Below are 22,804 nucleotides of genomic sequence, written 5' to 3' on the forward strand. Positions count from 1 at the left end.
CCTCACACCGGCGCTTGCTGGGCACAGGCCCGGCGCAGCAGCTCGACAAGCGGCTGGCGCTGCCGGCAGCTGTCGAACCGGAACGAGCGCATCATCTCGTCGATCGCCGACTCGTCCATCCCCCGGAACAGCTCGCCGAACTCCGGCAGCAGTGCCTCGGCGAAGAGGATCTGCGGCACCAGCCGGCCGATCAGGAACTCGCTGCCGAACGGGAACGGCAGGTAGTCCGGGAACTCCCGGGCGAAGAGTTCCTTGAGCGGTCGCATCACCTGCTGGATGTGGTCGTGCCGGCCGCCCCACAGGTCGACGCCGAGCCGGGCCTTCTTCTCCAGTACCGGCCGGAGCCGGCGCATCCACGGGCTCTCCGGGTCGACGGTCAGCGGGGCGGCGACGCCGATGTCCTTGTAGGGCCAGAACGCCCAGTTGGCCCGGTGCCGGGTGTAGATCTCGAACTGGTCGGCGAGCAGGTTCAGCCGCATCCGGTCCTGCTCCGGGTCGCCGGTGAAGACCGCGTTGAACTCGCCGACGTAGACCGGGGTACCGGTGCGGAGCATGTACTCGCTGCGCTTGAGGTACGTCCGCTCCAGCACGCTGGCGTCGAAGTACTGGTCGCGGGACTGGTCCGGCAGCAGGATGCCGTGCTCGTAACCGACGCCGTCGGGTGACTCCCAGACGTGGGTCAGGTGCGCCACCCCGGGATAGCGGCCGTCGGGCACGTAGCCGGGCGGCGCGTAGTCGTGGTGCGAGTAGACGACGTTGGGCAGCGGTTCGCCGTAGACGTCGAAGTCGTTGGAGTAGCGGTTGCCCTCCAGGATCACGATGTGCTCCGGATCGACCTCGCGGATCGCCTCGACCAGCCGGCGCGAGTACGGCCCGACCACCTCGCCACTCGGGTCGGCCGGCTCGTTCACCGGGTTGTACGCGGCGACCCACGGCTCGTCCCGGTAGCGGGCGGCGATCGCGCGCCAGAGGTGTACGACCCGGTCCTGGAAGTGCGGGTGCTGCCAGAACTGGGCCACGTGGGTGGGGTTGTCGCTGTGCCAGTCCTGGTTCTGCCAGCCGGGCAGCGCGTGCAGGTCGATGATGGTGCGTACGCCGCACGCGGCGAGCAGTTCGATGGCCCGGTCCAGGTGGTGGAAGCCCGACTCGACGATCTCGAACGGTCGCCGGTCGTCCTCCAGGTGCCGGTAGTTGACCGGGATCCGGACGACGTTGCAGCCCAGCCCGGCGATGAACCGGGCGTCGTCGGCGGTGAAGAAGTGTTCCAGGAAGCGGTCGAAGAAGAACGCCGCCCGTTCCGGGCCGAGCACGTCCCGCACGGCGGCCCGCATGCCGTGCTCGTACGCCGGGAAACCTGTCATCCAGTTCTCGAAGTTGAGCCAACCGGCGAGGCCAATCCCGCGCCAGATAACCGGCTGTCCGTCGCCGTCAACTATTTGATCGCCATTGGTCCGGAGAAATCCTCCGGGGCATGCCAAAGCAAACCGGGACACGGACATGCCTCCCCCTGCCTTTTCCCGTCGTCGGGTGCATTGCCCGTTCGGATCGATATCGACTCAATACGATGGAACGACAATCGTCAAGGGGTCGAGCATGATCAAATGGACGCGCTCCCACGGCGTACCTGCCGAGCCCGGAGCGTTGCACCGCGCCCCGGAGGAGCCGGCGGGGTCCACCGGTCCAGGTTGTTGCCGAGAACGGCCAGGTTGTTGCCGAGAACGATCCCAGACGATATTTTCTCGGCGGGGATGTTAGCGATCCCATCCACCGGTCCCCGCCGCACCCCTCGAGGGGAAAAATGGTTTGGCCGAGCGCGTTGAGGTCGGTCCTATCCGCCGTACGCCGCCTGATGAGGCGACGCCGACGGCGCAACCGCCGCGACCCGTTTCTCTACAAGTGAGCAACGACGCGAATCGGCAATCGTCCGCCGCACCGGCCACGGCCGGCCCGTCCCGGCCGGCGGGGGCGTCGGCACCGACAGCGCCGGGGACATAGCATTGGCGCCGATGGCGAGCCCAACCGATCCGCCCGGGCGCGACCCCCGGCTGCGCCGACCCCGGATCGCCACCCTGGTCGCGCTGCTCAGCACGCTGCTGACCGCGCTGATGATGCCGGGGATCGGGCTGGCCCGCGAGCCGGACCCGGTGTGGATCGCACTCGGCTCGGTCGGCATCGCCGCCGTCGCCACCGCCCAGATCGTCGCGCTGTACGTCCTGCTCACACCCTGGTTGACCACCTCCGCCCGGCGCTTGGCCCTGGCCGGGTACGCCGGGACCGCCGTCGCCTCCGTACCGCTCGTCGCGCCGGTGGCCGGCGGCGACTGGCCCACCTGGGCCTGGCTCGGCGCCTCCACCGTCGGTACCGCGCCGCTGCTGCTCGGCCGCCGTACCGCCGCCCTGACGGTCGCGGCAGCCGTCGCGCTCACCGTCGCGGTGGCCCGGTGGACCGGCGGCGAGGTCGCCGACCACCTGCTGATCACCGGTGGCATCGGGCTCTCGGTCGCGGCGATCGGCTGGTTCCAGGTGTGGTTCTGGGACCTGCTGGTGCAGGCACAGCGGGGCCGGGCCGCCCAGGCTCGGCTGGCCGCCGCCCAGGAGCGGCTCCGGTTCGCCCGGGACGTGCACGACCTGCTCGGGCACCACCTCTCGGTGATCGCCCTCAAGGCGGAACTCGCGTCCCGACTCGCGTCGGTCGACCCGGAACGGTCCGGGCGGGAGGCCGCCGAGGTGCAGCGGCTGGCCGTGGCGGCCCTGGCCGAGGTACGCGAGGCGGTGCACGGCTACCGCGCCGTCGACCTGCGGGAACAACTGGCGGCCACCGCCGAGGTACTGCGTTCCTCAGGCGTACGCTGCACTGTCACCCAGCCGGCTGGAGACGTACCGGCGGAGGTCGCCGCCCAGCTCGCCGCGGTGCTGCGCGAGGCGAGTACCAACCTGCTGCGGCACAGCCGGGCCACCTGGTGCACCATCGACGTCGGCCGGGACGGCGACCGGTTCCGGCTGGCCGTCGCCAACGACGGGGCGGGGCCGACCGCGCCGGACCGGCACAGTTCGGGACTGCGCGGCCTCGCCGACCGGCTGGCCGAGGCCGACGGACTGCTCCGCACCGGGCAGCACGACGGCGTCTTCACCGTCGAGGCCGTCCTGCCGGTCCCGGGCGCGACGGAGGCGGTCGCTCCGAGCGCGACGGGCACGCTCGCCGCAGCCGGAGTGGATAGGCCGGCCGGGGTGGACGGGCCGGCGGAGACGGAGCCGAGGGTTCCGGGAGCACGGACGGGAGGCGGGGATGGGCGTGACGGATGAGCCGGGGGTGGCCGGCACGGGTGACGGCGGGCCGACCGTGATCCGGGTACTGCTCGCCGACGACGAGGAGCTGATCCGGGTCGCCGTCGCCGCCCTGCTCGACCTGGAGCCCGACCTGGAGGTGGTGGCGCAGGCGGCCGACGGCCGGGCGGCGGTGCGGGCGGCGTTGGCGCACCGGCCGGACGTGGCAGTGGTCGACCTGGAGATGCCGGCGCTGGACGGGATGGGCGTCGCCGCCGAACTGGCCCGGGTACTGCCGTCCTGCGCGGTGGTCATCCTGACCGGTCGGGGCCGGCCCGCGCACCTGCGCCGGGCGCTGGGCACCGGCGCGCGGGGCTTCCTCGCCAAGGGCGCCCCGGGCGGCGCGCTGGCCGACGTCGTCCGGCGGGTGCACGGCGGAGCACGGTACGTCGACCCGGCGCTCGCGGCGGAGGCGCTGACCGCACCCGAGTGCCCGCTGACCCCACGCGAACTTGAGGTGCTCCGGCTGGCCGGCGCGGACGTACCCGTCTCGGCAGTGGCCCGGCGGGCCTCGCTGTCCCAGGGCACGGTACGCAACCACCTGGCCGCCGTGGCCGGCAAGCTCGACGCCGGCAGCCGGGCGGAGGCGTACCGGATCGCCGTCGACAACGGTTGGCTCTGAGCGGCTGCTGCCACCGCCGGGACGGGCGTTCGCGCCGGGACGGGCGTCCGCGCCTGGACGGGCGTCCGCGCGGGGCGGGCGTCCGCGCGGGGCGGGCGTCCGCGCGGAACGGGCGTTGGCCGGGGCGGGCTCAGAAGAGGGTCAGCGGTTCGGCAGGGGTCGGCTCCGGCAGCGCCGCGAGTCCGGGTACCCGGGCCCGCACCTCGTCGTGGAAGCGGCGGGCGAGCATCGGCGCGTCGGCGTTGTCCGGGGTGTGGATGAAGACGGTCGGCGAGCGGCCCTCGCGCAGCCAGTCGACAGTGACGTCGACCCAGTGCCGCCAGCCCCGCACGGTCTGCTCGGGGTCGTCGCGCCCGAGGTACCGGACGATCGGCCGGTCGGTGAGCGCGACCGTCCGCAGCGGCGTCCGGGGTTTCCTGGTCCAGGCGTCCCGTTCCGCGTCGCTGGTCGGCGGGGACCGGAAGAACCCGGTGGTGTCGAACGGGATCCACTCGGCGTCGGCGTCCGCGAGCACCCCTTCGAGCAGCCGCGTCGCGCGTGGGTCGGTGAAGAACGCGGGATCGCGGACCTCGACGGCGTAACGGAGCGAGTCGGGCAGCCGGCGCAGGAAACGGGCGAGCACCGCGACGTCGTCGGGGGCGAAGGAGCCCGGCAACTGGATCCAGAGCGCGTGTGCCCGGGGGCCGAGCGGCTCGACCGCGTCCAGGAACGCCCGGACCGGCCCGTCGACGTCGGTGAGCCGGTGCTCGTGCGTGACGAGCTTCGGGAGCTTGACCACGAACCGGAAGTCGGGGTCGGTCTGCCGCGCCCAGGACGCCACCGTCTCCCTGGTCGGCGTCGCGTAGAAGGTGGTGTTCCCCTCGACCGCGTCGCACCAGCCGGCATAGCCGCGCAGCCGTTCGCCGGCCGGCAGGGGATGCGCCAGGAACCGTCCCTGCCAGGACTTGTGCGTCCACATCGCACATCCCACGGCCAGCCGCATCCCGGATCCCTCCCGCCGAACGGAGCACACTCGACCCGGCCCGCCCGGGGTCACCCCGTCGGGTCGCCCGCCGTGCCACGGCAACCGTATACGGCCGCCGTCGGGGCCCGGTCGCGCCTTGACCTCGCCCCAGGGGCGCGGCGCAGACTTCGGGGCGTGCAGCGAAAGTACCTGCGGGCCGGCGAGTTCGGCGCGGCCGGGCGGCTGTCGCCGAAGGCCCTGCGGCTCTACGCCGAGCAGGGCCTGCTCCGGCCGGCCAGCGTCGACCCGGCGACCGGTTACCGCTACTACAGCCCGGACCAGCTGCCCAGGGCCCGGCTGATCGCCCGGCTGCGCCGACTCGGCCTGCCGCTGGCCCGGATCGGCCAGCTCGCCGACCTCAGCGCGGAGGACCGGGCGGTCGAGCTGCGCGGTTGGCTGCGCGGCCAGCGCACGCTGCTCGACGAGCGGGCCGCGGTGGTGCAGGCGATGCGGGGGTACGGCGAGGACGCCGCACTTGTCGACGCTGTAGCCCTGCGGGACGTACCGGCGACGAAGGTGCTCTGCCGGAGCCGTCACGTCGACACCCGGGCGCTGGACGGTTTCGTCCGGACGGCGGGCGACGACATCCGCGCGCACCTGCGTGCCTCGGGACTGGCCGACGATGGCCCGACCCTCGTGCACTTCCAGGATCTCGTCACCCCGGACAGTGAGGGACCCGTCGAGGTGGCGGTGCCGTACGCCGGAAGTGCCGAACCCGTCGACGACCTGTACGTCCGGCTGGTGGCCGCGCACACCGAGGCGTACCTGCCGGTGCCGCCGGGACACCAGGACTTTCCGCTGATCCTGCGGGTGTACGACGCAGTGGAGGCGTGGACGGACGCGCGAGCGGGCCTGACCTGCGCCGGCCACCCGTACGAGATCCATCCGGGCACCGGCGCGCTCTTCGACGTCGCGTACCCGGTCACCTTCTAGCCCGTTCGCCCCGAGGAAAGGGTCCCCCGTGCGCCACACCCCCTACGTCGGCAGCGGCCCGTACTGCTACGCCAACTCGTTCGCGATGCTGCTCGGCGAGCGGGCCCCGTCGACCGCCGTCATCGAGGTCGCCACCGGTGGTCCGTTCGGCATGCAACTGGTCGGCGGCCGGACGGTCTTCTTCGACGCGTACGGGTGGAATCCCGAACTCGGCTTCGACCAGGCGCTGGCGGCGATCGGCTGGCGCTCGACGGTCAGCCGGGGCGGTACCGCCGACGAGGCGCTCGCCCGGCTCGCCGGAGCGGCCGCGACCGGTCCGGTCTGGGTGGGCCCGCTGGAGATGGGTCACCTGCGGCACCATCCCGAGATGACCGGTCCGATCGGTGCCGATCACTACGTGGTGGTGCTCGACGTGGCCGACGATCGGGTACTCACGCACGACCCGCACGGCTACCCGTACGCCCGGGTGCCGGTCGAGGACTTCCTGGCCGCCTGGCGGGCCGAGACGGTGGACTACGGCGAGCCGTACACGATGCGTACCGAATTCCAGCAGGTCGCGGAGGTGCCCGACGCCGAGGCGATCCGCTCGATCGTCCCGACCGCGATCAAGTGGCTCGCCATGGAACCCGAGGTGGCGATGCCGCCCGGCAGTCTCGGCAACGGTGCGGCGGCGGAACGCGTCGCCCAACTGATCGAGGCGGGTGCCGGCGACGGGCTGCGGGAGCACCTGATCTACTTCGCGATCCGGGTCGGCGCGCGACGGCTCAGCGACACCGCGGACTGCCTGCTCCGGGCCGGGTACCCCGAGGCGGCGGGAATCGCCGCACTCCAGGCCCGGCTGGTGGGCTCGCTGCAGTACCCGATGGTGGTCGGGGATCTCCCGGCGGCGGCCGCGGCACTCCGCAAACTCGCTCCGACCTACGACCGGTTGCGTGCCGCGCTCGACTGACGCCGAACCCGCGCTGAGCTGGCCTTATCTGCCCGACACCTTCCCTGGCACCTTTCCTGGCATCACGTCTGGCACCACTCTGAGCCAAGGTGGCTTGTAAGTGGTGCCATGAGTGTGCCATGATGGCACCATGGATTTGACCTCGTACGTGAGCAACCTCGGACGTGAGTTCGCCACGCTCGCCGAAGCCGGCGGCGAGGAGTCGCGGGTGCTGGTCGAGCGCCTGACCGGGTCGCTCGAATCGGCGATCCGGATGACGCTGCTGGACGCGCTCTCGGCCGCCGCCGACGAGATCACCCGGGACCTGGCTCCCGGTTCGGTGGAACTGCGGCTGCGCGGACGCGATCCGAACTTCGTCGTGACCCCGCCGCCCGCCGAGCCGGTCGAGCCCGCCGCCCAGGACGTCACGGCACCGGTCGACGGCGGGTCGGAGACCGAGCTGCCGCTCACCGAGGAGGGTCCCGCCGCGCGGATCAACGTGCGGTTGCCGGAGCAACTCAAGGCCGCGATCGAGGAAGCGGCGGCCAGGGAGGGCCGCTCGGTCAACGCCTGGCTGGTCCGGGCGGCCGCCGCCGGCCTGCAACGCTCCGGCAGCGCTGCCCGACCCGAACCGCGCAGCAGCGGTAAGCGGAGCCAGCAGCGCTTCAGCGGCTGGGTGCGCTAGCCACACCCGCACCTTCCATCCAGCACGTCCCCGAGCTGCGGGGACGACTCAACCACCGATGATGTGGGGACAACCATGCCAAAATTCGAGACGCCCGAATCGATCTCCGTCACGCTGGAACTCGGCGTCAGCGCCGTACGGATCACCGCGAGCGACCGCACCGACACCGTCGTCGAGGTCCGGCCGAGCGACGAGGCCGACGAGTCCGACGTGAAGGCCGCCGCCCAGGTACGCGTCGACTACTCCAACGGGACACTCCGGGTTACCGGCCCGAAGGCGAGGGCCTTCGACTTCTCCCGCAAGACCAGATCGGTCGACGTGTCGATCGACCTGCCCAGCGGTTCGCAGGTCAGTGCCGGGTTGCAGGTGGGCGACGTGCACTGTGCCGGTCGACTGGGCGAGTGCCGGGTCAAGACCTCCGCCGGAAACGTCTGGCTCGAACGCACCGGCCCGCTCCGGCTGGAGACGGCGGCCGGTCACGTCACCGCCGACAGCGTCAGCGGCAACGCCGAGATCTCCACCGGCTCCGGCAAGGTCCGGATCGGTGAGATCGACGGCACCGCCGTGATCAAGAACTCCAACGGCGAGACCACCGTCGACTCGGTGACCGGCGACGTACGGGTGCGCACGGCCAACGGTGACATCCGGATCGAGCGGGCCGGCGCCGGCGTCGACGCGAAGACCGCCAACGGCAGCATCCGGCTCGGCGAGGTGGTCCGCGGTTCGGTCGTACTCGAAACCGCGATGGGCGACCTGGAGATCGGCATCGCCGAGGGCACCGCCGCCTGGCTTGAGGTAAAGACCGCGTTCGGCCAGGTACGCAACCTGTTGGAGAGCACCACCGATCCCGGCGAGTCCGACGAGACCGTGCAGGTACGCGGGCGCACCTCCTACGGCGACGTCACCATCCACCGCCCCTGATCCACCACTGTCCCCGGAAGGGGGAGCCATGACCAGCAGCCAATCCCGGCCGGCGATCCTCGCGACCGGACTACGCAAGTCGTTCGGCGACCACGTCGTACTCGACGGTCTCGACCTGGAGGTACGCCGGGGGACGGTCTTCTCGCTGCTCGGCGCGAACGGTGCCGGGAAGACCACCACGGTCAAGATCCTGTCCACCCTGCTGCACCCGGACGCCGGTGACGCGTCGGTCGCCGGGCACGACCTCGCCCGCGAGCCGGACGCGGTACGCGCGGCGATCGGCGTCACCGGTCAGTTCTCGGCGGTGGACAACCTGCTGACCGGCGAGGAGAACCTGCTGCTGATGGCGGACCTGCACCATCTCGGCCGGGGCGCAGGACGGCGGCGCACCGCCGCGCTCCTCGAACAGTTCGACCTGACCGATGCGGGCCGGAAACCGGCGGCGACCTACTCCGGAGGGATGCGGCGGCGGCTCGACCTGGCGATGACCCTGGTCGGCAGCCCGCAAGTGATCTTCCTCGACGAGCCGACCACCGGGCTCGACCCGCGCAGCCGCCGGAACATGTGGCAGATCGTCCGGGACCTGGTCGCCAGCGGCGTCACCATCTTCCTGACCACGCAGTACCTGGAGGAGGCCGACGAACTGGCCGACCGGATCGCCGTCCTCGACCACGGCCGGGTGGTCGCCGAGGGAACCGCGGAGGAACTGAAGCGGCGCATCCCCGGTGGACACGTTCGGCTGCGCTTCACCCAGCCGCAGAGCCTGGACGCCGCCCTCGGCGTACTGGGTCAGGCCACGCGCGAGGCCGACGCGCTCGCTCTGCGGGTACCCAGCGACGGCAGCCTGCGCTCGCTGAAGACCCTGATCGGCCGGCTCGACGACCGGGATGTCGAGGTCGAGGAGCTTTCCGTGCACACCCCCGACCTCGACGACGTCTTCCTCGCCCTCACCGGCAACCCCACGAACGAGAAGGTGACCACCCGATGAGTACCACCCTTGCCGGCGCCGCCCCGGCGGGCCTCCGGCTCCATCCGCTGCGTGACTCGGCGACGATGCTGCGCCGCAACCTCAGGCGCATGATCCGGTACCCGTCGATGACCCTGATGCTCGTCGGGATGCCCGTCGTCTTCCTGCTGCTCTTCGTCTACGTGCTCGGCGGCACGCTGGGCGCCGGACTCGGCGGGGCGGTGAGCGGCTCGGCCGGCGGGCGGGCCGCGTACGCCAACTACGTGGCCCCGGCGATCATCCTGATGACCGTGGCGGCCACGGTCCAGGGGACCGCGATCTCGATCGCCATGGACATGACCGAAGGCATCATCACCCGGTTCCGCACCATGCACATCGCCCGGGTCTCGGTACTGACCGGACACGTCCTGGGCAGCGTGATCCAGACGGTGTTCAGCCTGACGATCGTGATCGGCGTGGCGGTGCTGGTCGGCTTCCGGCCCACCGCCGGGCTGGGCGAATGGCTTGCCGCAGCCGGTTTCCTGCTGGCGGTGAGCTTCGCCCTGGTGTGGTTGTCCGTCGCGCTCGGCCAGGTGAGCAAGTCCGTCGAGACCGCCAGCAACCTGCCCATGCCGCTCGTGCTGCTGCCCTTCCTCGGCAGCGGCTTCGTCCCCACCGACTCCATGCCGGCCGGCCTGCGCTGGTTCGCCGAGTACCAGCCGTTCACCCCGATCATCGAAACCCTGCGCGGCCTGCTGCTGGGAGGGCCGATCGGAAACAACGCCTGGATCGCCCTGGCGTGGTGCGCCGCGATCGCGCTGACCGGGTACCTCTGGTCGAAGCGGCTCTTCAACCGCGAGTCCTGACCAGGCACCATCACCACGGATGACCCAGGGCCCCCGGACGACTGCCGTTCGGGGGCCCCGGCGGTTGCCTGGCCGAGTGGATGGGGAAATCAGCCGGGCAGATTCGTGGACCCGGACAACCCGGTAGCCGCCCGCACCCGTCTGAGGGGGGACGACCCAACGGAGGGGAACGGACGATGCGGGATGCCTCGGAGCGGGAGTACGTCGAGTACGTCACGGGGCGGATTCCCGCGCTGCGACGGCTGGCGTACCTCCTGACCGGAGACGAGCACCGCGCTGACGACCTGGTCCAGCAGACCATCACCACCCTGTACGTGAAGTGGAAGCGCGCGCAGGCGGCCGACCATCTCGACGCGTACGTCCGGACCATGCTGGTGCGGACGTACCTGGACGAACGGCGGCTGGCCTGGGCACGGGTCCGGCTCTTCCAGAAGGTGCCGGAGCCGGAGCCGGCCGAGGAGCACGGCATCGAGGACCGTCAGGTCATCCGGGCGGAGCTGGCCCGGGTGCCCCGCCGGCAGCGGGCCGTACTGGTGCTCCGCTTCTTCTACGACCTGCCGGTCGACGAGGTGGCCAGGATGCTCGGCTGCTCGTCCGGCACGGTCAAGAGCCAGACCTCCCGAGGGTTGGCGACGCTGCGGCGCCTGCTCGACGAGCGGGGGTTCGCACGTCATCCCGCTCTGAACTGAGGAGTCGACATGCCGAACGAAGTTGACCTGCTGAAGTCACTGGACGCCGAGCCGAAAAGGCCCTCCGGTGTGGACGTGCAACGGGCGATCGCCGACGGGCGACGACGCCGCCGGTTCCGCCGCAGCGTCGGGTACACCTGTGCCGCCGCGGTGACCGCGCTCGCCCTCGCTGGCGCGTCGGTCGCCGGAGGAGCGCTTCGGCACCCCCCGGCAGCGCCCACCGCGGCGACCGGTACCCCGGGCAGCAGCGCCGCTGCCACCCCGCCGAAGGCGGCGTACGCGATCCCCGGCACCGCCGGCTGGAGCGCGCCGACGGCTACCCCGCCGACCGGTTGCACCATCGACCGGTTGCCCGCACCGGACAACGCCCCGGCGGCGCTTGTCTCCGGCGCCGACCCCACCGGCCGGTACCTCGTCGGACGCTCGTACCCGAAGAGCGGCGGCTACCAGGCGGTCATCTGGCGCGACGGGAAGGCCGAGAAGGTGATGCTCCCCGGTGACCTGGAAGAGTTGTTGCAGGACGTCAACTCGACGGGTACGGCGGTCGGCTGGAGCTTCGTCGGTGCCGGCGAGGCGGACACCGGTCCGGTCCCGTACGCCTACCACGACGGCAAGGTCACCAAGCTGCCCGGCGTACGGCACGGATCGGCGTACGCGATAAACAACGCCGGAGCCATCGCGGGCGACGACTCCGGCGATGCCGCGCTGGTCTGGCCGTCGGCGACCGCAGCGCCGATCCGGCTGCCGGTGCCGGGTGGCGCGTCGAAGGCGACGGCCAGGGACATCGACGAGGACGGGACAGTGGTGGGCACCGTGTCCGTGGGCGGGCAGGGCACGGCATCGGCGGCGGGGATCGCGCCAACCATGCCGTACGTCTGGCTCCCGGACGGCACCCACCGCGCGCTTGTGATGCCTGAGCTCGACGGTAAGCAGGCGGTGAGCGCGAGCGTTTTCGGTATCCGTAACGGCTGGGCGATCGGTGTGGCGAGCGTCGAGACAGCGGCGATCGGGGCGCGGGACAGCGGCGACACCCACACCGCAAGCGTGACTCGGACGGTTCGGTGGAACGTCCGTACCGGCGAGGTACGCGTCTTCGCCGAGCCGGGCTTCGGCGCCGAGATGACGAACGCGCACGGCTGGCTGGTCGGCACCAATCGGCAGAGCCGCGCCGTACTCCGCACCGACTCCGCCACGGTCGTCCTGCCGGATCTCGCCGGCCAACCGCAGGGCGGGCTGGCCACCATCGCGAGCACGTTGAGCGATGACGGACGGGTCATCGCCGGGCAGTCGGACGACGCGAAGGGCCAGATCCAGGCCGTGGTGTGGCGTTGCAGGTGACGGGGCCGGGGTCGGGGTCGGGGGAAACGTCGGCGTAGGTGCGGTGGATCGGGCTTCGAGGAGCGGGTGGGGCGTGTCGACAAGGGCGACGGCCCCGACCCGCTCCTCTGCTTCGTGTACAGGCGCTCCTGCGCTTCGTGTGCAGGCGCTCCTCTGCTTCGTGTGCAGGCGACCGTTGCGATCGGCCGTGCCAGGATTCTCGAATGCTCCAGTCCGTTGAGATCAAGACTGTCCTTGCGCTGGCCGCCTCGCCTTTCCACAACCTTCACTGGCAACACAAGCTTGAGATGAGCCTTGACTGCTTCATCTGTGAGCGGACAGGCCGGACGACGCTGCTGACGGTCGGAGCGGCGCGGGCCGTCTGTTCCGGGGGCGGTGGGGTCGGCAAACACTACGCCCCGGCCCGTATCGCGGCGTTCGACCACACGGACGAACCCGAGCACACCACCTTGCGCTTGGTGGTCGACTACTGGTGGGCACCTTTCCACGACGCCGAGCGCGACGAGGCTGCCGGGATCCTCGCTCGGCCGTCATGGGTCCGGCACTATCTTGGATATCGTTGTCCACATCAGGAGAAGTCGGGCGACTTCTACGTTCAGACAAACCGCGTTCGCCCAGTTCCCCTCTCCTGCCAACACTGCTCGGTGTTGCTGTGCGAGAGCCGGGAAGTCCCCCGGGTCCGAGTTCTGGCGGACCGAGCGTGATCAACCGGTGAGGTGGGAGGGACTGTGGCTGACGCTGCGGCCTCCCCGGATGGGCGTCAGCAATCGGTGGGGCCGTTCGCATCGGACAGCGTCCGTCAGGCGGTGACGGCGTCAGATCTCGTCGTCGCCGAGTTCGCGCAGCGTGCCGTCTGGCATCATGCCGTAGTAGCGTGGCGGTTGCATCCTCCGCAGAATCTGTTCCATCCTGGCTGCGCGTTCCGCTTGTTCCCGGCCGGTCGGGTCGACGACTCGGAAGCCGCACAAGTCAACGTCGAACGGATCGATGTCGTCCGGGTCGGGACGGCCCTCGATGACGAACCCGAAAAGTGCGCGCAGAGCCTGCTCACCCAGGTCCAACGGGTGGAAGGGAAAAGGATACGGGTCCTCGGAGAACATTGGCTCGACGGGATGCTCGCCCGCCCAGTACGGTAGTTCGAATTCGTACGGCTCGCCGATGTTCTCCTCGATGCCGTCATCCGGAGAGAGGCTCAGCGAGCGGACGAGTTCGCCGTTCTCCCACACCGCGAAGCACAACGCGTCAACGACCGAATGCATCCGGTGCATGATGATCCGCCGGCCCGCTCCGAAGTGAAGCAGTTGGGCCGGTAGCTGTGATGGGAGATGGCAGACGAGCCGCTGGTCGCAGAACAGTTCGGCGCCGGCCAGGACGGTTGCGTAGCTGGTGTCGTCCGGCGGATAGCAGTCGTCGCCGAGCGAGCCATCGTCGATCGGTGTCACCTCGTAGCCAGGATGCAGGTCGCGTACGAGGTCGATGACCTCTGCGGGGTCATGCCGAACCGCTCCCAACAGAGCAGGGCGCAGATCGCCCTCGGAGAAAGCCAGGAGTGCAGTCTTCGCGCCCATCGATCTTGCCTCCAGCGTCGCTGATCGACGCAGACTACGGCGGCTCGCTCTCGCCTCAGTAAGGGGGTGCCGTACGGGCCGACATCCGGCGCGATGCCGGTCGCAGCGCTTCGATCGGGTTGGCCCAGGACTCGTAGGTCGGCGTGAAGTAGGGGTCGGCAGCAGGGTTGCCAGGGCTTCCGCCGCCGGTTGCTCCGTGCTGTCGCCTATCGCCGCCGCCGGGCTGAAGGACGTGACACCACATGATCTGCGGGCCGACGCGAGTTGGGCCGACGACTCGCCGTCCTGGTCGCCGCGCGTCGGCTCGGGCACGCCAACGCCAGCGTCACAACCCGGCACTACGCCCGTGCCATAGACCAGCGGGATGACGAGGTGGCCCGGCACCTGGACGAGGTGAACCGGACTCGATCGGGCAGGCAACGGGCATTGCTGATCTTCGAGGTGCCCCCGGCAGGATTCGAACCTGCGACACACGGTTTAGGAAACCGATGCTCTATCCCCTGAGCTACGAGGGCGCGAGGGCCAGTCTAGCGACCTGGGGGTTCACCTGGGGTGGCAGGGAGTGGCCCACGTTCACCCACGTTCTCCACACCCCGTTTCCCCAGCCCAGGAGCACGCCCGAAGGAAAAGCCGAGGTACAGGCCGAGCACGCCCTGATTGACGAGGATGAAGGCGACCGCCTGCGCGGGGGTGAGGACCAGGATCACGGCGGTGAGGTAGCCGCCGATGTGCAGGGCCAGCAGTACGGCCTCGGCGGGCCGACGCACCATCGGGCGCGGGCCGAGGACAGCCCGCACGCTGTTGGCGTACAGGTGCAGGGCCTCCAGCAGGAGCAGCGGGAAGAACAGGTACGCCTGGTGGCGCGCCACGAGCGCGCCGACGCCACGCCGGCTGCGCGCCTGGCCGGTGGTGAAGGACAGGGGCGCCACGGGATGTCGGAGTCCCTGCCCTCGGTGTTCGGGTGGGCGTGGTGCCGGTTGTGCTTGTTCACCCACCAGCCGTAGCTGAGCCCGGTCACGAGGTTGCCGTGGATGATGCCGATCAGGTCGTTCGCGCAGCGCCAACGGGCGATCTGCCGGTGGCCGGCGTCGTGGCCGATGAATCCGGCCTGCGCGAAGACCAACGCGAGGGCGGCCACGACGCCGAGCTGCCACCACGACTCGCCCAATCGGGCGAACAGGATCCACAGTCCGCCGAAGGAACCGGCGATGAGGCCGATCCGCACTGCATAGTCCGCAGGCTGTCTCAGTGACGTCGGCCAGACCTACCGGTCAGACGGGCCGCCAGCTGCTGAAGTTTGTGCTGCGTACCCGGTGTGGCCGCTCGACCACGGGCACGCCGCACCAGGTCACGGCCCCGTGGGCTGGTGAGCAGACCCTTGATCCGTTCACTGACCGAACCTGACGTCACGATGCACTCCCTCCTGTCCGGCCGACCCGGCCGATTCCCGGGCCCCTTGACCTTCAGTCTCGCCCGATCGCCCAGCCGGCCAGGGCCGATCACGCGGATTACGCGCAAGCACCGCCCACGCGGAACAAGCAGCTTGCAGCACCGCGTGTTTGCGACGACTGCGGTGGGGTACTTGACCGACAACGCCGCGCGCACCGCAACGATCGCGCACTCCGGTGGTCACCCGGAACTCCGTGACCCGACTTCCTCGATGCCCGAGGCATCAGCGCCAGCAGAAGCAGACCTGAGGGTCCCCCACCCTGCGCGCACCCCGATAACCAGGAGCTGTACATGACCACGTCCCCCACCGGCACCACCCGACGCGACACCAACGCCGCCGAGCTGCGTCGCGGCCACGATGAGACGAAGCCGGCCTTCAAGACCACCGAGTTCATCGCCTACGTGGCGATGGTCCTCGGCGTACTGATCGCCTCCATCGTGGTCGACGGCAACGGCAACGGCGATAACGGCGCCGGCGGCGACTTCTTCCGCGCCGACCGCGCCTGGCTCTACATCACCATGCTGACCATCGGATACATGATCAGCCGCGGCCTGGCCAAGGCCGGCAGCCGCTCCTCCCACAACGCCTGACCCTCCGCACGACCCCGCCGCCCGGTCACCACGGTGACCGGGCGGTGACGTGCGTGCGTGGCTGCAGGGCAGACCTCGCCGCTGCCGATGCCTCGCCCCGGAGAGCGCGGACATCGCCGCCCGCCTCAGGTCACCGAGGAAGAGGCCCGGGAAGGGCCGGAAGCGCCCGTGCCTACAACGCGGTGTCGCTGTCCACCCCCATCGGCGACGACACCGGCAGCACCGAATTGAGCGACACCCCTCGGCGGCGAGGACAACGAACTCGTCCTTGCTGAGCTACGCATCGCCCGCGGGCCCGCGCCAGCGACCCTCGACCAGCGCGAACCCACCAGCCTGACCCTGCGCTTCTACGAAAACCTCACCCAGAGCGAGATCGCCGAGCAGGTCGACGTGTCCCGATGCACGTGTCGACCTGCCCGCCGTCAGCCACCTCAGCAGCGCCAGCATGCGATCACAGCAACACCCCGCAGCGACCTGCACACACAGGCAGAGAACGGAAAGCCGCAGTTCATCAGCCTGCGGACACGCGCGGAGCGTCGGGTTAGGAGTCTCGCGTCGTCGAGCGAGGGCGAGCATCGCCTACCGACGGTTCCTGACTTCGGCGCGTTTCTTCTTGAGGTGCGGCATGTTGAGGGCACGACGAGGGCGCAAGCGCCGGAAGTCGCGCCGCGCGCCGCGGCTGATCCCTCGCACCACGCCGCCACCCGGTCACCCTGCAAGCGGCCCGGGTGGCGTTTCGCGTCGGCGTCGGCGTCGGACCGCGTCCGGTCCGGTGCTCGTACCGTGCGGCCGGCAGAAGGCGGAGGCGCAGGCGGCGACGTCGCCGCCGGCTGTCGTGACGGCGTTGTGTGCCGCGCGGGGGACCTCGCCGTAGGAGCCGTCGGGCACCAGCGCCGCGGCTTGACGCAGCCAGGTCCGCGGCACGATCGAGTCGTACTCTCCGCGGAGGAACAGGGCGGGTGCCCCCACCAGCGGCAACCGCTGCTCCATCCGGTGGCGTACGCAGTGCCGCAGTGTGCCCAGCACCCGTCGGGGTCCGGCATCCCGGATGTCGGCGACGAGGGTGGAGAGCTGGCGTGGATCCTCGGCGGTCAGGTCGCGCAGCAGGCGTCGGACCTGCCCGCCGGCGGTCGCCGCCGCGGGGTCCGCGGTGGGGCCGACCAGGACGAGGGTCGCGGTCAGATCCGGTCGCCGAATGGCCAGCTCGACCGCGACCTGGCAGCCGAACGAGTTCGCGAGCAGACGGGCGCCGGCGAGACCTTCGGCATCCATCCAGGTGGCGAGCACCGTCGCGTGCTCTGTCGCGTCCAGGACCTGCGGAGGCTTCGGTGACAGCCCGAAGCCGGTCAGGTCCGGTACGTGGACCGGGCCGCCGGTCAACGCGACAGCGGTGGGCATCAGGTAGCGGTGCGACACCGCCAAGCCGTGCACCAGCACCCACGGCGGACCACCCTCGTCCGCACCTGCCCGGACCCGGACGTGCAGCCACGACCGACCGGCCCGGGCCCGGTGGCTGACGAATCCCCGTGCCGGCTCCGGAGCGGCGTGCACCAACCGCCGCTCTGCCGGGCTCATCAGCGCTCTTCGCAAGAAGGCCATCGTCTTCCCTTTGTCGAAACCTCATGACCGGGGATCGCCGAACCGCCGGCGGGACACCCGGCTCAGCGAACCTCGTCGGCGAGGCGACGGTGCAGGCTGGCCAGGGACTTGGCGATCAGCCGGGAGACGTGCATCTGGGAGAGGCCGACCTGTTCGGCGATCTGGGCCTGGGTCAGGCTGCCGTAGAAGCGCATTATCAGGATCTTGCGTTCACGGTCGGGAAGGGCGGCCATCGCGGGGGTGAGGGAGACACGCAGGTCGACCAGTTCGTAGTCGTCCTCGTCGACCCCGAGGGTGTCACCGAGTTCGCTGGTGGAGTCGGGGCCGAGCGGGGTAAACAACGAGGTGCTCCGGTACGCGCGGGCACCCTCCAAACCCTCCAGGACGTCCTCCTCGGTGACACCCAGATACGCGGCCACGTCGGCGACCCTGGGGGAACGTCCCAGGGTGTGGGTCAGGGTGCTGTTCGCCGCGCTGATCGCCAGCCGGAGTTCCTGGAGACGACGCGGCACCCGGACCGCCCAGGTGCGGTCCCGGAAGTGACGCTTGAGCTCCCCGATGATGGTCGGAATGGCGTACGCCGTGAAGGGGACGCCCCGGGTGGGGTCGAAGTGGTCGACCGCCTTGACCAGGCCGACCATGGCGGTCTGGGTCAGGTCGTCGGCGTCCTCGCCGCGGCCGGCGTAGCGCTTGGCCAGGTGGTTGGCCAACGACAGCCATGCCTCGACCGCACGTTCCCGCAGCGCCGCCCGGCCGGGGTCACCGATCGGCGTCGCGGCCAGCTGCCGCAGCAGGTCGTCGCCGTCGGCCGCACCATGGCGGCTCCGCTTCGCCGGCCGATCGCCGACCGTCACGGGTGTCACGACACGCGTCATGACGGGGTGCCTCTCACTAAGGTGAGCAGTTGCTGGTCCGCACTCCGGGCCGGCGCCTCGTCGGTCGGTTCGACCGAGGAGGCGGCCGGCGGCGGCGCGGCCGGGTCGGCGTGCCGCCCGGCCTGATCGGCCGCCCGCTCGTCCTGGGCCCGCTCGTCGTCGGTGGAGGTGGTACCGGGAGGCGTTCGATCGGGGGTGGGTTCGCCGCCGGGGTGGTGGACCAGGTAGCGAACGGCGGTGTTGAGTACGGCGAGCAGCGGAACGGCGACCAGGCCGCCGACGATGCCCGCGACGACGACGCCGGTGGCGATCGCGAGGATCACGGCGAGCGGGTGCAGGGCCACCGCACGGCCCATGATCAGCGGCTGGAGGAGGTGTCCCTCGACCTGTTGGACGGCGATGACGACGCCGAGGATGATCAGCGCGCTGAGCGGTCCCTGGGTGACCAGCGCGACGAGGACGGCGACCACGCCGGTGACGGTGGCGCCGACGACCGGAATGAAGGCGCCGAGGAAGACCAGCGCGGCCAGCGGAAGTGCGAGGGGTACGCGCAGCACCGCCAGGCCGATGCCGATGCCGACGGCGTCGACGAGGGCCACCAGGACGGTGGCGCGCACGTAGGACACCAGGGTGTGCCAGGAGTAGTGCCCGGCCCGAGCGGCCGGGACCCGCGCCGGGCGGGGAAGCAGGCGGCAGATGAAGGCCCAGATCTGGCCGCCGTCGCGGAGGTAGAAGAACAGGGTGAACAGGACGAGGAAGAACCCGGCGGCGAGTTCGCCGAGGGTGGCCGCGGTGCTCAGTGCGCCGGAGGTGAGGGCCGCCTGATTGTCGGTGATCGACGTCTGGAGGCGGTCGACGGCACCGTCGAGTTGCGTCTGGGACAGGTGCAGGGGCCCCTGCGCCAACCATCCCTGGACCTGGTCGAGCCCTTCCCCGACCTGGGTGCTGAGATCGTCCAGTTGGGAGATGAAGGTCCGGACGATCAGCGTCAGGCCACCGAAGACGACCGTCAGCCCGGTGACGAGGACCAGGACGGCGGCCAGGGAACGGTTCATGCCCCGTCGGCGCAGGGCCGCGGCCAGCGGCTCGAAGAGGGCCGCCAGGAGCAGGGCGACCGCGACCGGGATCACCACCACCCGCAGCAGTTCGACGACCCGCACGAGCAGGTACGCCGCCGCGACGAACAGGATGATCCGCCACGCCCACGCACCCGCCGTGCGTACCCCTGGGGGGAGCCCGTCGTCAACGGCGGGTGTCCGCTGCTCGGCCGGGACCGGCGCGGTCGTGCCGCCGATCGGCGGACCGCCGGTGAATGCCGGCGGTTGCCATCCCCGCCGCACCGGGGCGAGACGACTTCGTACCCGCCGCCGGGCGGTGTCGACCCAGGTGGCACCAGGTTCCGGGACGGGGGAAGATGTTCTTTTCATCGGGGCTCCTCGATGTTAAGCGCATCGACTCAGCGCGTTTGCGCGGTGGGGCCGGTCGGGAACGCTGCCGGAGTCGGGTGTCGCCGAAGGTGGGGTCAGTCGATTCCGCCCAGGACGGGCAGGTCATCCGATCGTGCGGCGCCGTGCGGCATCCAGTAGCCGGACGGCGGCAGGTCGCCGCGCATCGTCACCAACTTCCCCACGTTCGTCATCTCCAGCAACCGCCGGATGTGGTGCCTGGGACGGCACACGACCAGGGCCGTGTCGGCCGTGAGGGTGACGTGCGCCCGGGCGAGGAAGTTGAGCAGCGTCGAAGAGGCGAAGGTGACGTCGGCCAGATCCACGACGACCTCGGTCGGAGCCACGGCGGACAGACGGTCGACCACGCCCGACAATGCCGGATGGGCGTCCATGTCGATCTCACCCGCCAAGCACACCAGGGCGGCGGGAGGTCGCGGGGCGGTCAGCACGGTGATGACGAAATGGTCGCCGGACACCTGGGCCATCAGCCTCACCTCGGCATGAGTCACCTGATGCCGGGGGCTTGGGCAGCGACCGCGAAAGGCCGCAGCTCGACACTACCGCCGTAGGGCCCGATGCGCGAACGCCCGGACGATCGGGGCAACCGAGGTGTCCATGCGTTGGCGTAGGTTCGGGGCTAGGCTGGCCGAAACACTCCGCGAGTTCTGCTGCCCCAGCCCCCGGCGGCACCGCACCTGGAAGGTGCCGCTGTGCTCGATTCAGATTTCGTAGATTCCTGCCCACTGTCAACGCCCACCCTGGACGCGCCAGCCAACCGCGCCGTCGGTGCGAGCCGTGGATGACCGCGTCTCGTACCTCAGGAACCTCATCCTGCGGCGGGCCCCCGGGCCCGACGGCAGGGACGACCTGCTGCGGCGGGTGTGCGATTTCGCCGCGCGGGAACTGTCGGCGTCCGGGGTCGGAATCAGCGTGATGACGGAGGGCGGGATCCGGGCGGTGAGCGCCGCATCCGACCCGGCCAGCGAACGCCTTGAGGAGTTGCAGTCCATGTTCGGTGAGGGGCCCTGCGTGGACGCCTACACCAGCCGCCGTCCGGTGTTGATCTCCGATCTCGGAGACCTCATGGCCAAGGAGGGCGGTCGCTGGCCGTTCTACGCTCCCGCGGCCCACGCCGACGGTCTTCGCGCGGTGTTCGCGTTCCCGCTACAGATCGGCGCCGCCCACCTCGGCGTCCTGGACGTGTTCCGGGACCGCGCGGGGCGGTTGACCGCCACGGAGTTCGCCGACGCCCTCACCTTCGCCGACATCACGATGACCGCCCTGCTCGACCGGCAGGAAGAGGCAGGGAGCAGCGGCACCGCCGACATCGACGACGACGCGGCCGAGTACCGTGCGGAGTTGTTCCAAGCTCAGGGCATGGTCATGGTGCAGCTCGGGATCCCCCTCGGTCAGGCGATGGCGCGGATCCGTGCCCACGCCTACGCGGAGAACCGCCGCCTCAGCGACGTGGCCCGAGACATCGTCGCGCGCCGGCTGCGGCTCGACCGCGACGACTCGTAACCCGGAGGATCCCCATGACCCCACAGCTGGACAAGCCGGGAGGCAAGCATGACCCTCGTCTCAGCCGAACGGATGGCGACGATCTTCGTCGAGGTCGCCGACACCCTGGTGGACGACTTCGACCTGATGGACTTCCTGCACATGCTCACCGATCGGGCGGCCGACCTGGTCAGCGCGGCGGCGGTGGGGCTCGTCCTCGCCGGCCGGGACGGCCGGCTCGAGTTCATGGCGGGCTCGAACGAGAACGTCAAACTCGTGGAACTGTTCCAGCTGCAGACCCACGAGGGTCCGTGCCAGGAAGCCTTCCGGACCGGTGTGCCCGTCATCAACGTCGATCTGAGCAAGGCTAGCGGCCGGTGGCCCCGGTTCGCGCCCCGGGCCACCGCAGCGGGTTTCCAATCGGTGCACGCGTTCCCGCTACGGCTGCGCACGCAGGTGATCGGGGCCTTGAACGTCTTCGGTGACACCAAGGGCGGCGATTTCGCGGAGACCGATGTGCCGGTCATGCAGGCCCTGGCGGATGTCGCCGCGATCGGACTGCTGCAGGAGCGCGCCATCCGCCGGGGTGAACTCCTGACCGAGCAACTGCAGGGCGCGTTGAACAGCCGCATCGTCATCGAGCAGGCCAAGGGCGCGGTCGCGCAGGCGACCGGCCTCGGTGTCGACGAGGCGTTCGCCGCCATCCGCGGCTACGCCCGCCGTCACCACCGCAAGCTGACCGAGGTGGCCCACGGCGTCCTCAGCGACCCCGCGATGCTCGCCCACATCCTCGACGCGTAGCGGCCACCTGTCCGGCCGGCGGCGATCCGCGGTGCCGCCTCAGCGGCACTCGCGGAGAGGCGCGCCGACCGTGTGCAGGCGCCGCAGCGCCTGTCGGTACGACCTGTGGCTCACGCGAGGCAGCCGGGCTCTGATACCGCCGAGCATCTGGCTGGGCCGTTGCTGCTCGCCCTGCTGGGCACCGAGGGCCACGATCACCGCGGTCAGCGCCGGGGTGACCCACTGCAGGATCCGCTGCTGCCGCTGGGCGGTGGCGACGTTCTGCGGGGTGGCTGATGACGGATCGGTGGTGCCGTCGGTGGGCACCGTCCCGTTGCGGGCGATCTGGTTGCCGAGCAGGCCGCTGTAGGCGGTGGTGGCGACCGCGGCGAGGGTCAGCGCCGTCTTGACGGCGGTGTTCGCGGTGACACCAGCCTGGGTCCTGGCACGGCGCCGGTTGGTGATCAGCAGACCAGTGCCGCCGATCAGGTGCGCGCCGATCGCGGCGGCGGAGACCGGTGCCCATTTCGTCCACCCCACCGAGGCGATGTGAGCGCGTTCGTCGGGGTTGCTGACCGCCCGGGACGCCCCGTTGAGGCCGACTGCGCTCATCAGGGATCCGCCGAGCCACAGGGCGGCTCCGACGTCGTGCAGGCTGCGGATGACTGTGTGACGCTCGTCCACGGTTTCCTCCGGTGAAGTTAGGCAGGACGTGGGATGCGCCCTGCCACAGGCAGGCG

At 70.7% G+C, this 22,804-nt stretch carries 24 protein-coding genes, 1 tRNA gene and 1 pseudogene; 16 read left to right on the forward strand and 10 right to left on the reverse strand.

Going from position 1 to position 22,804, the window contains the following annotated elements; translation table 11 throughout:
* Positions 1–2 precede the first annotated feature (2 nt).
* On the reverse strand, positions 3–1,361 hold the full coding sequence (locus CLT71_RS18950) for a cellulase family glycosylhydrolase (protein ID WP_199187640.1): 1,359 nt from the start codon (positions 1,359–1,361) through the stop codon (positions 3–5).
* A 645-nt stretch (positions 1,362–2,006) separates the two neighbouring features.
* Between CLT71_RS18950 and CLT71_RS18955 the strand changes: the two genes are divergently transcribed.
* Both CLT71_RS18955 and CLT71_RS18960 read left to right on the forward strand, forming a co-directional pair.
* Positions 2,007–3,302 carry a histidine kinase gene (locus tag CLT71_RS18955; RefSeq protein ID WP_101368285.1) on the forward strand — a complete coding sequence of 432 codons (1,296 nt, stop codon included), beginning with the start codon at positions 2,007–2,009 and terminating at the stop codon, positions 3,300–3,302.
* Between the two features lie 37 nt (positions 3,303–3,339).
* On the forward strand, positions 3,340–3,945 hold the full coding sequence (locus CLT71_RS18960; protein ID WP_101371582.1) for a response regulator transcription factor: 606 nt from the start codon (positions 3,340–3,342) through the stop codon (positions 3,943–3,945).
* Positions 3,946–4,075: 130 nt separating this feature from the next.
* Here the strand turns inward: CLT71_RS18960 and CLT71_RS18965 are convergent, their stop codons facing one another.
* Complete coding sequence (locus CLT71_RS18965) at positions 4,076–4,903, reverse strand: DUF72 domain-containing protein (RefSeq protein WP_199187641.1); 828 nt, start codon at positions 4,901–4,903, stop codon at positions 4,076–4,078.
* Between the two features lie 180 nt (positions 4,904–5,083).
* Here CLT71_RS18965 and CLT71_RS18970 point away from each other — a divergent pair, with 180 nt between their 5' ends.
* The 9 genes from CLT71_RS18970 to CLT71_RS19010 all read left to right on the forward strand — a co-directional run bounded on the left by CLT71_RS18970 (position 5,084) and on the right by CLT71_RS19010 (position 12,958).
* Complete coding sequence (locus CLT71_RS18970) at positions 5,084–5,881, forward strand: MerR family transcriptional regulator (RefSeq protein WP_486483340.1); 798 nt, start codon at positions 5,084–5,086, stop codon at positions 5,879–5,881.
* 28 nt (positions 5,882–5,909) lie between these two features.
* Positions 5,910–6,830: a hypothetical protein gene (locus CLT71_RS18975; RefSeq protein WP_101368286.1), complete on the forward strand. Its 921-nt coding sequence runs from the start codon at positions 5,910–5,912 to the stop codon at positions 6,828–6,830.
* Positions 6,831–6,960: 130 nt separating this feature from the next.
* Positions 6,961–7,494 (forward strand): YlcI/YnfO family protein, encoded by a 534-nt coding sequence (locus CLT71_RS18980; RefSeq protein WP_101368287.1) that lies wholly within the window; start codon positions 6,961–6,963, stop codon positions 7,492–7,494.
* A gap of 75 nt (positions 7,495–7,569) precedes the next feature.
* Positions 7,570–8,415, forward strand: coding sequence for a DUF4097 family beta strand repeat-containing protein (locus CLT71_RS18985; protein WP_101368288.1), 846 nt, complete (start codon positions 7,570–7,572; stop codon positions 8,413–8,415).
* Positions 8,416–8,443: 28 nt separating this feature from the next.
* Complete coding sequence (locus CLT71_RS18990) at positions 8,444–9,403, forward strand: ATP-binding cassette domain-containing protein (RefSeq protein WP_101368289.1); 960 nt, start codon at positions 8,444–8,446, stop codon at positions 9,401–9,403.
* Entirely contained in the window at positions 9,400–10,227 is an 828-nt protein-coding gene (locus CLT71_RS18995; protein WP_101368290.1) for an ABC transporter permease, read from the forward strand. Before CLT71_RS18990 ends, CLT71_RS18995 begins: the two co-directional genes overlap by 4 nt.
* A 176-nt stretch (positions 10,228–10,403) precedes the next feature.
* Complete coding sequence (locus CLT71_RS19000; protein WP_101368291.1) at positions 10,404–10,916, forward strand: SigE family RNA polymerase sigma factor; 513 nt, start codon at positions 10,404–10,406, stop codon at positions 10,914–10,916.
* A 9-nt stretch (positions 10,917–10,925) separates the two neighbouring features.
* On the forward strand, positions 10,926–12,254 hold the full coding sequence (locus tag CLT71_RS19005; protein WP_101368292.1) for an RAD23 family protein: 1,329 nt from the start codon (positions 10,926–10,928) through the stop codon (positions 12,252–12,254).
* Positions 12,255–12,457: 203 nt separating this feature from the next.
* The gene (locus CLT71_RS19010) at positions 12,458–12,958 is read left to right on the forward strand and encodes a hypothetical protein (protein ID WP_101368293.1); all 501 of its coding nucleotides are present in this window, start codon (positions 12,458–12,460) and stop codon (positions 12,956–12,958) included.
* A 111-nt stretch (positions 12,959–13,069) separates the two neighbouring features.
* On the opposite strand, the gene CLT71_RS19015 is transcribed toward CLT71_RS19010, so the two are convergent.
* The 3 genes from CLT71_RS19015 to CLT71_RS19025 all read right to left on the reverse strand — a co-directional run bounded on the left by CLT71_RS19015 (position 13,070) and on the right by CLT71_RS19025 (position 14,945).
* A complete protein-coding gene (locus tag CLT71_RS19015) occupies positions 13,070–13,822 on the reverse strand; it encodes a DUF6928 family protein (protein WP_101368294.1) in 753 nt (250 codons plus the stop codon).
* A gap of 442 nt (positions 13,823–14,264) precedes the next feature.
* A tRNA-Arg gene (locus CLT71_RS19020) sits at positions 14,265–14,337 on the reverse strand.
* Positions 14,338–14,525: 188 nt separating this feature from the next.
* A complete protein-coding gene (locus tag CLT71_RS19025) occupies positions 14,526–14,945 on the reverse strand; it encodes a fatty acid desaturase (protein WP_486483696.1) in 420 nt (139 codons plus the stop codon).
* Here CLT71_RS19025 and CLT71_RS38100 point away from each other — a divergent pair.
* From CLT71_RS38100 to CLT71_RS38105, 3 genes and pseudogenes are all read left to right on the forward strand, one after another.
* On the forward strand, positions 14,850–15,074 hold the full coding sequence (locus CLT71_RS38100) for a hypothetical protein (protein WP_486483760.1): 225 nt from the start codon (positions 14,850–14,852) through the stop codon (positions 15,072–15,074). The genes CLT71_RS19025 and CLT71_RS38100 overlap by 96 nt on opposite strands.
* Positions 15,075–15,562: 488 nt before the next feature.
* Positions 15,563–15,862 (forward strand): hypothetical protein, encoded by a 300-nt coding sequence (locus CLT71_RS19030; RefSeq protein WP_101368296.1) that lies wholly within the window; start codon positions 15,563–15,565, stop codon positions 15,860–15,862.
* Positions 15,863–15,956: 94 nt separating this feature from the next.
* Positions 15,957–16,261: pseudogene (locus tag CLT71_RS38105) on the forward strand (sigma factor-like helix-turn-helix DNA-binding protein); the annotation flags it as partial.
* Positions 16,262–16,570: 309 nt separating this feature from the next.
* Here CLT71_RS38105 and CLT71_RS38110 read toward each other — a convergent pair.
* The 4 genes from CLT71_RS38110 to CLT71_RS19050 form a co-directional block, all read right to left on the reverse strand.
* On the reverse strand, positions 16,571–17,437 hold the full coding sequence (locus CLT71_RS38110) for an alpha/beta fold hydrolase (RefSeq protein WP_486483341.1): 867 nt from the start codon (positions 17,435–17,437) through the stop codon (positions 16,571–16,573).
* Between the two features lie 86 nt (positions 17,438–17,523).
* Positions 17,524–18,336 (reverse strand): SigB/SigF/SigG family RNA polymerase sigma factor, encoded by an 813-nt coding sequence (locus CLT71_RS19040; protein WP_101368297.1) that lies wholly within the window; start codon positions 18,334–18,336, stop codon positions 17,524–17,526.
* Positions 18,333–19,763 (reverse strand): AI-2E family transporter, encoded by a 1,431-nt coding sequence (locus tag CLT71_RS19045; protein WP_101368298.1) that lies wholly within the window; start codon positions 19,761–19,763, stop codon positions 18,333–18,335. Before CLT71_RS19045 ends, CLT71_RS19040 begins: the two co-directional genes overlap by 4 nt.
* Before the next feature lie 95 nt (positions 19,764–19,858).
* Positions 19,859–20,269 (reverse strand): STAS domain-containing protein, encoded by a 411-nt coding sequence (locus tag CLT71_RS19050; protein WP_101368299.1) that lies wholly within the window; start codon positions 20,267–20,269, stop codon positions 19,859–19,861.
* A gap of 310 nt (positions 20,270–20,579) precedes the next feature.
* Between CLT71_RS19050 and CLT71_RS19055 the strand changes: the two genes are divergently transcribed.
* Entirely contained in the window at positions 20,580–21,305 is a 726-nt protein-coding gene (locus CLT71_RS19055; protein WP_486483342.1) for a GAF and ANTAR domain-containing protein, read from the forward strand.
* 72 nt (positions 21,306–21,377) lie between these two features.
* Entirely contained in the window at positions 21,378–22,085 is a 708-nt protein-coding gene (locus tag CLT71_RS19060; protein ID WP_486483343.1) for an ANTAR domain-containing protein, read from the forward strand.
* A gap of 39 nt (positions 22,086–22,124) precedes the next feature.
* Here the strand turns inward: CLT71_RS19060 and CLT71_RS19065 are convergent, their stop codons facing one another.
* The gene (locus CLT71_RS19065; RefSeq protein WP_199187642.1) at positions 22,125–22,748 is read right to left on the reverse strand and encodes a hypothetical protein; all 624 of its coding nucleotides are present in this window, start codon (positions 22,746–22,748) and stop codon (positions 22,125–22,127) included.
* Between the last annotated feature and the right edge of the window lie 56 nt (positions 22,749–22,804).

The organism is Plantactinospora sp. CNZ320, assembly GCF_002846275.1.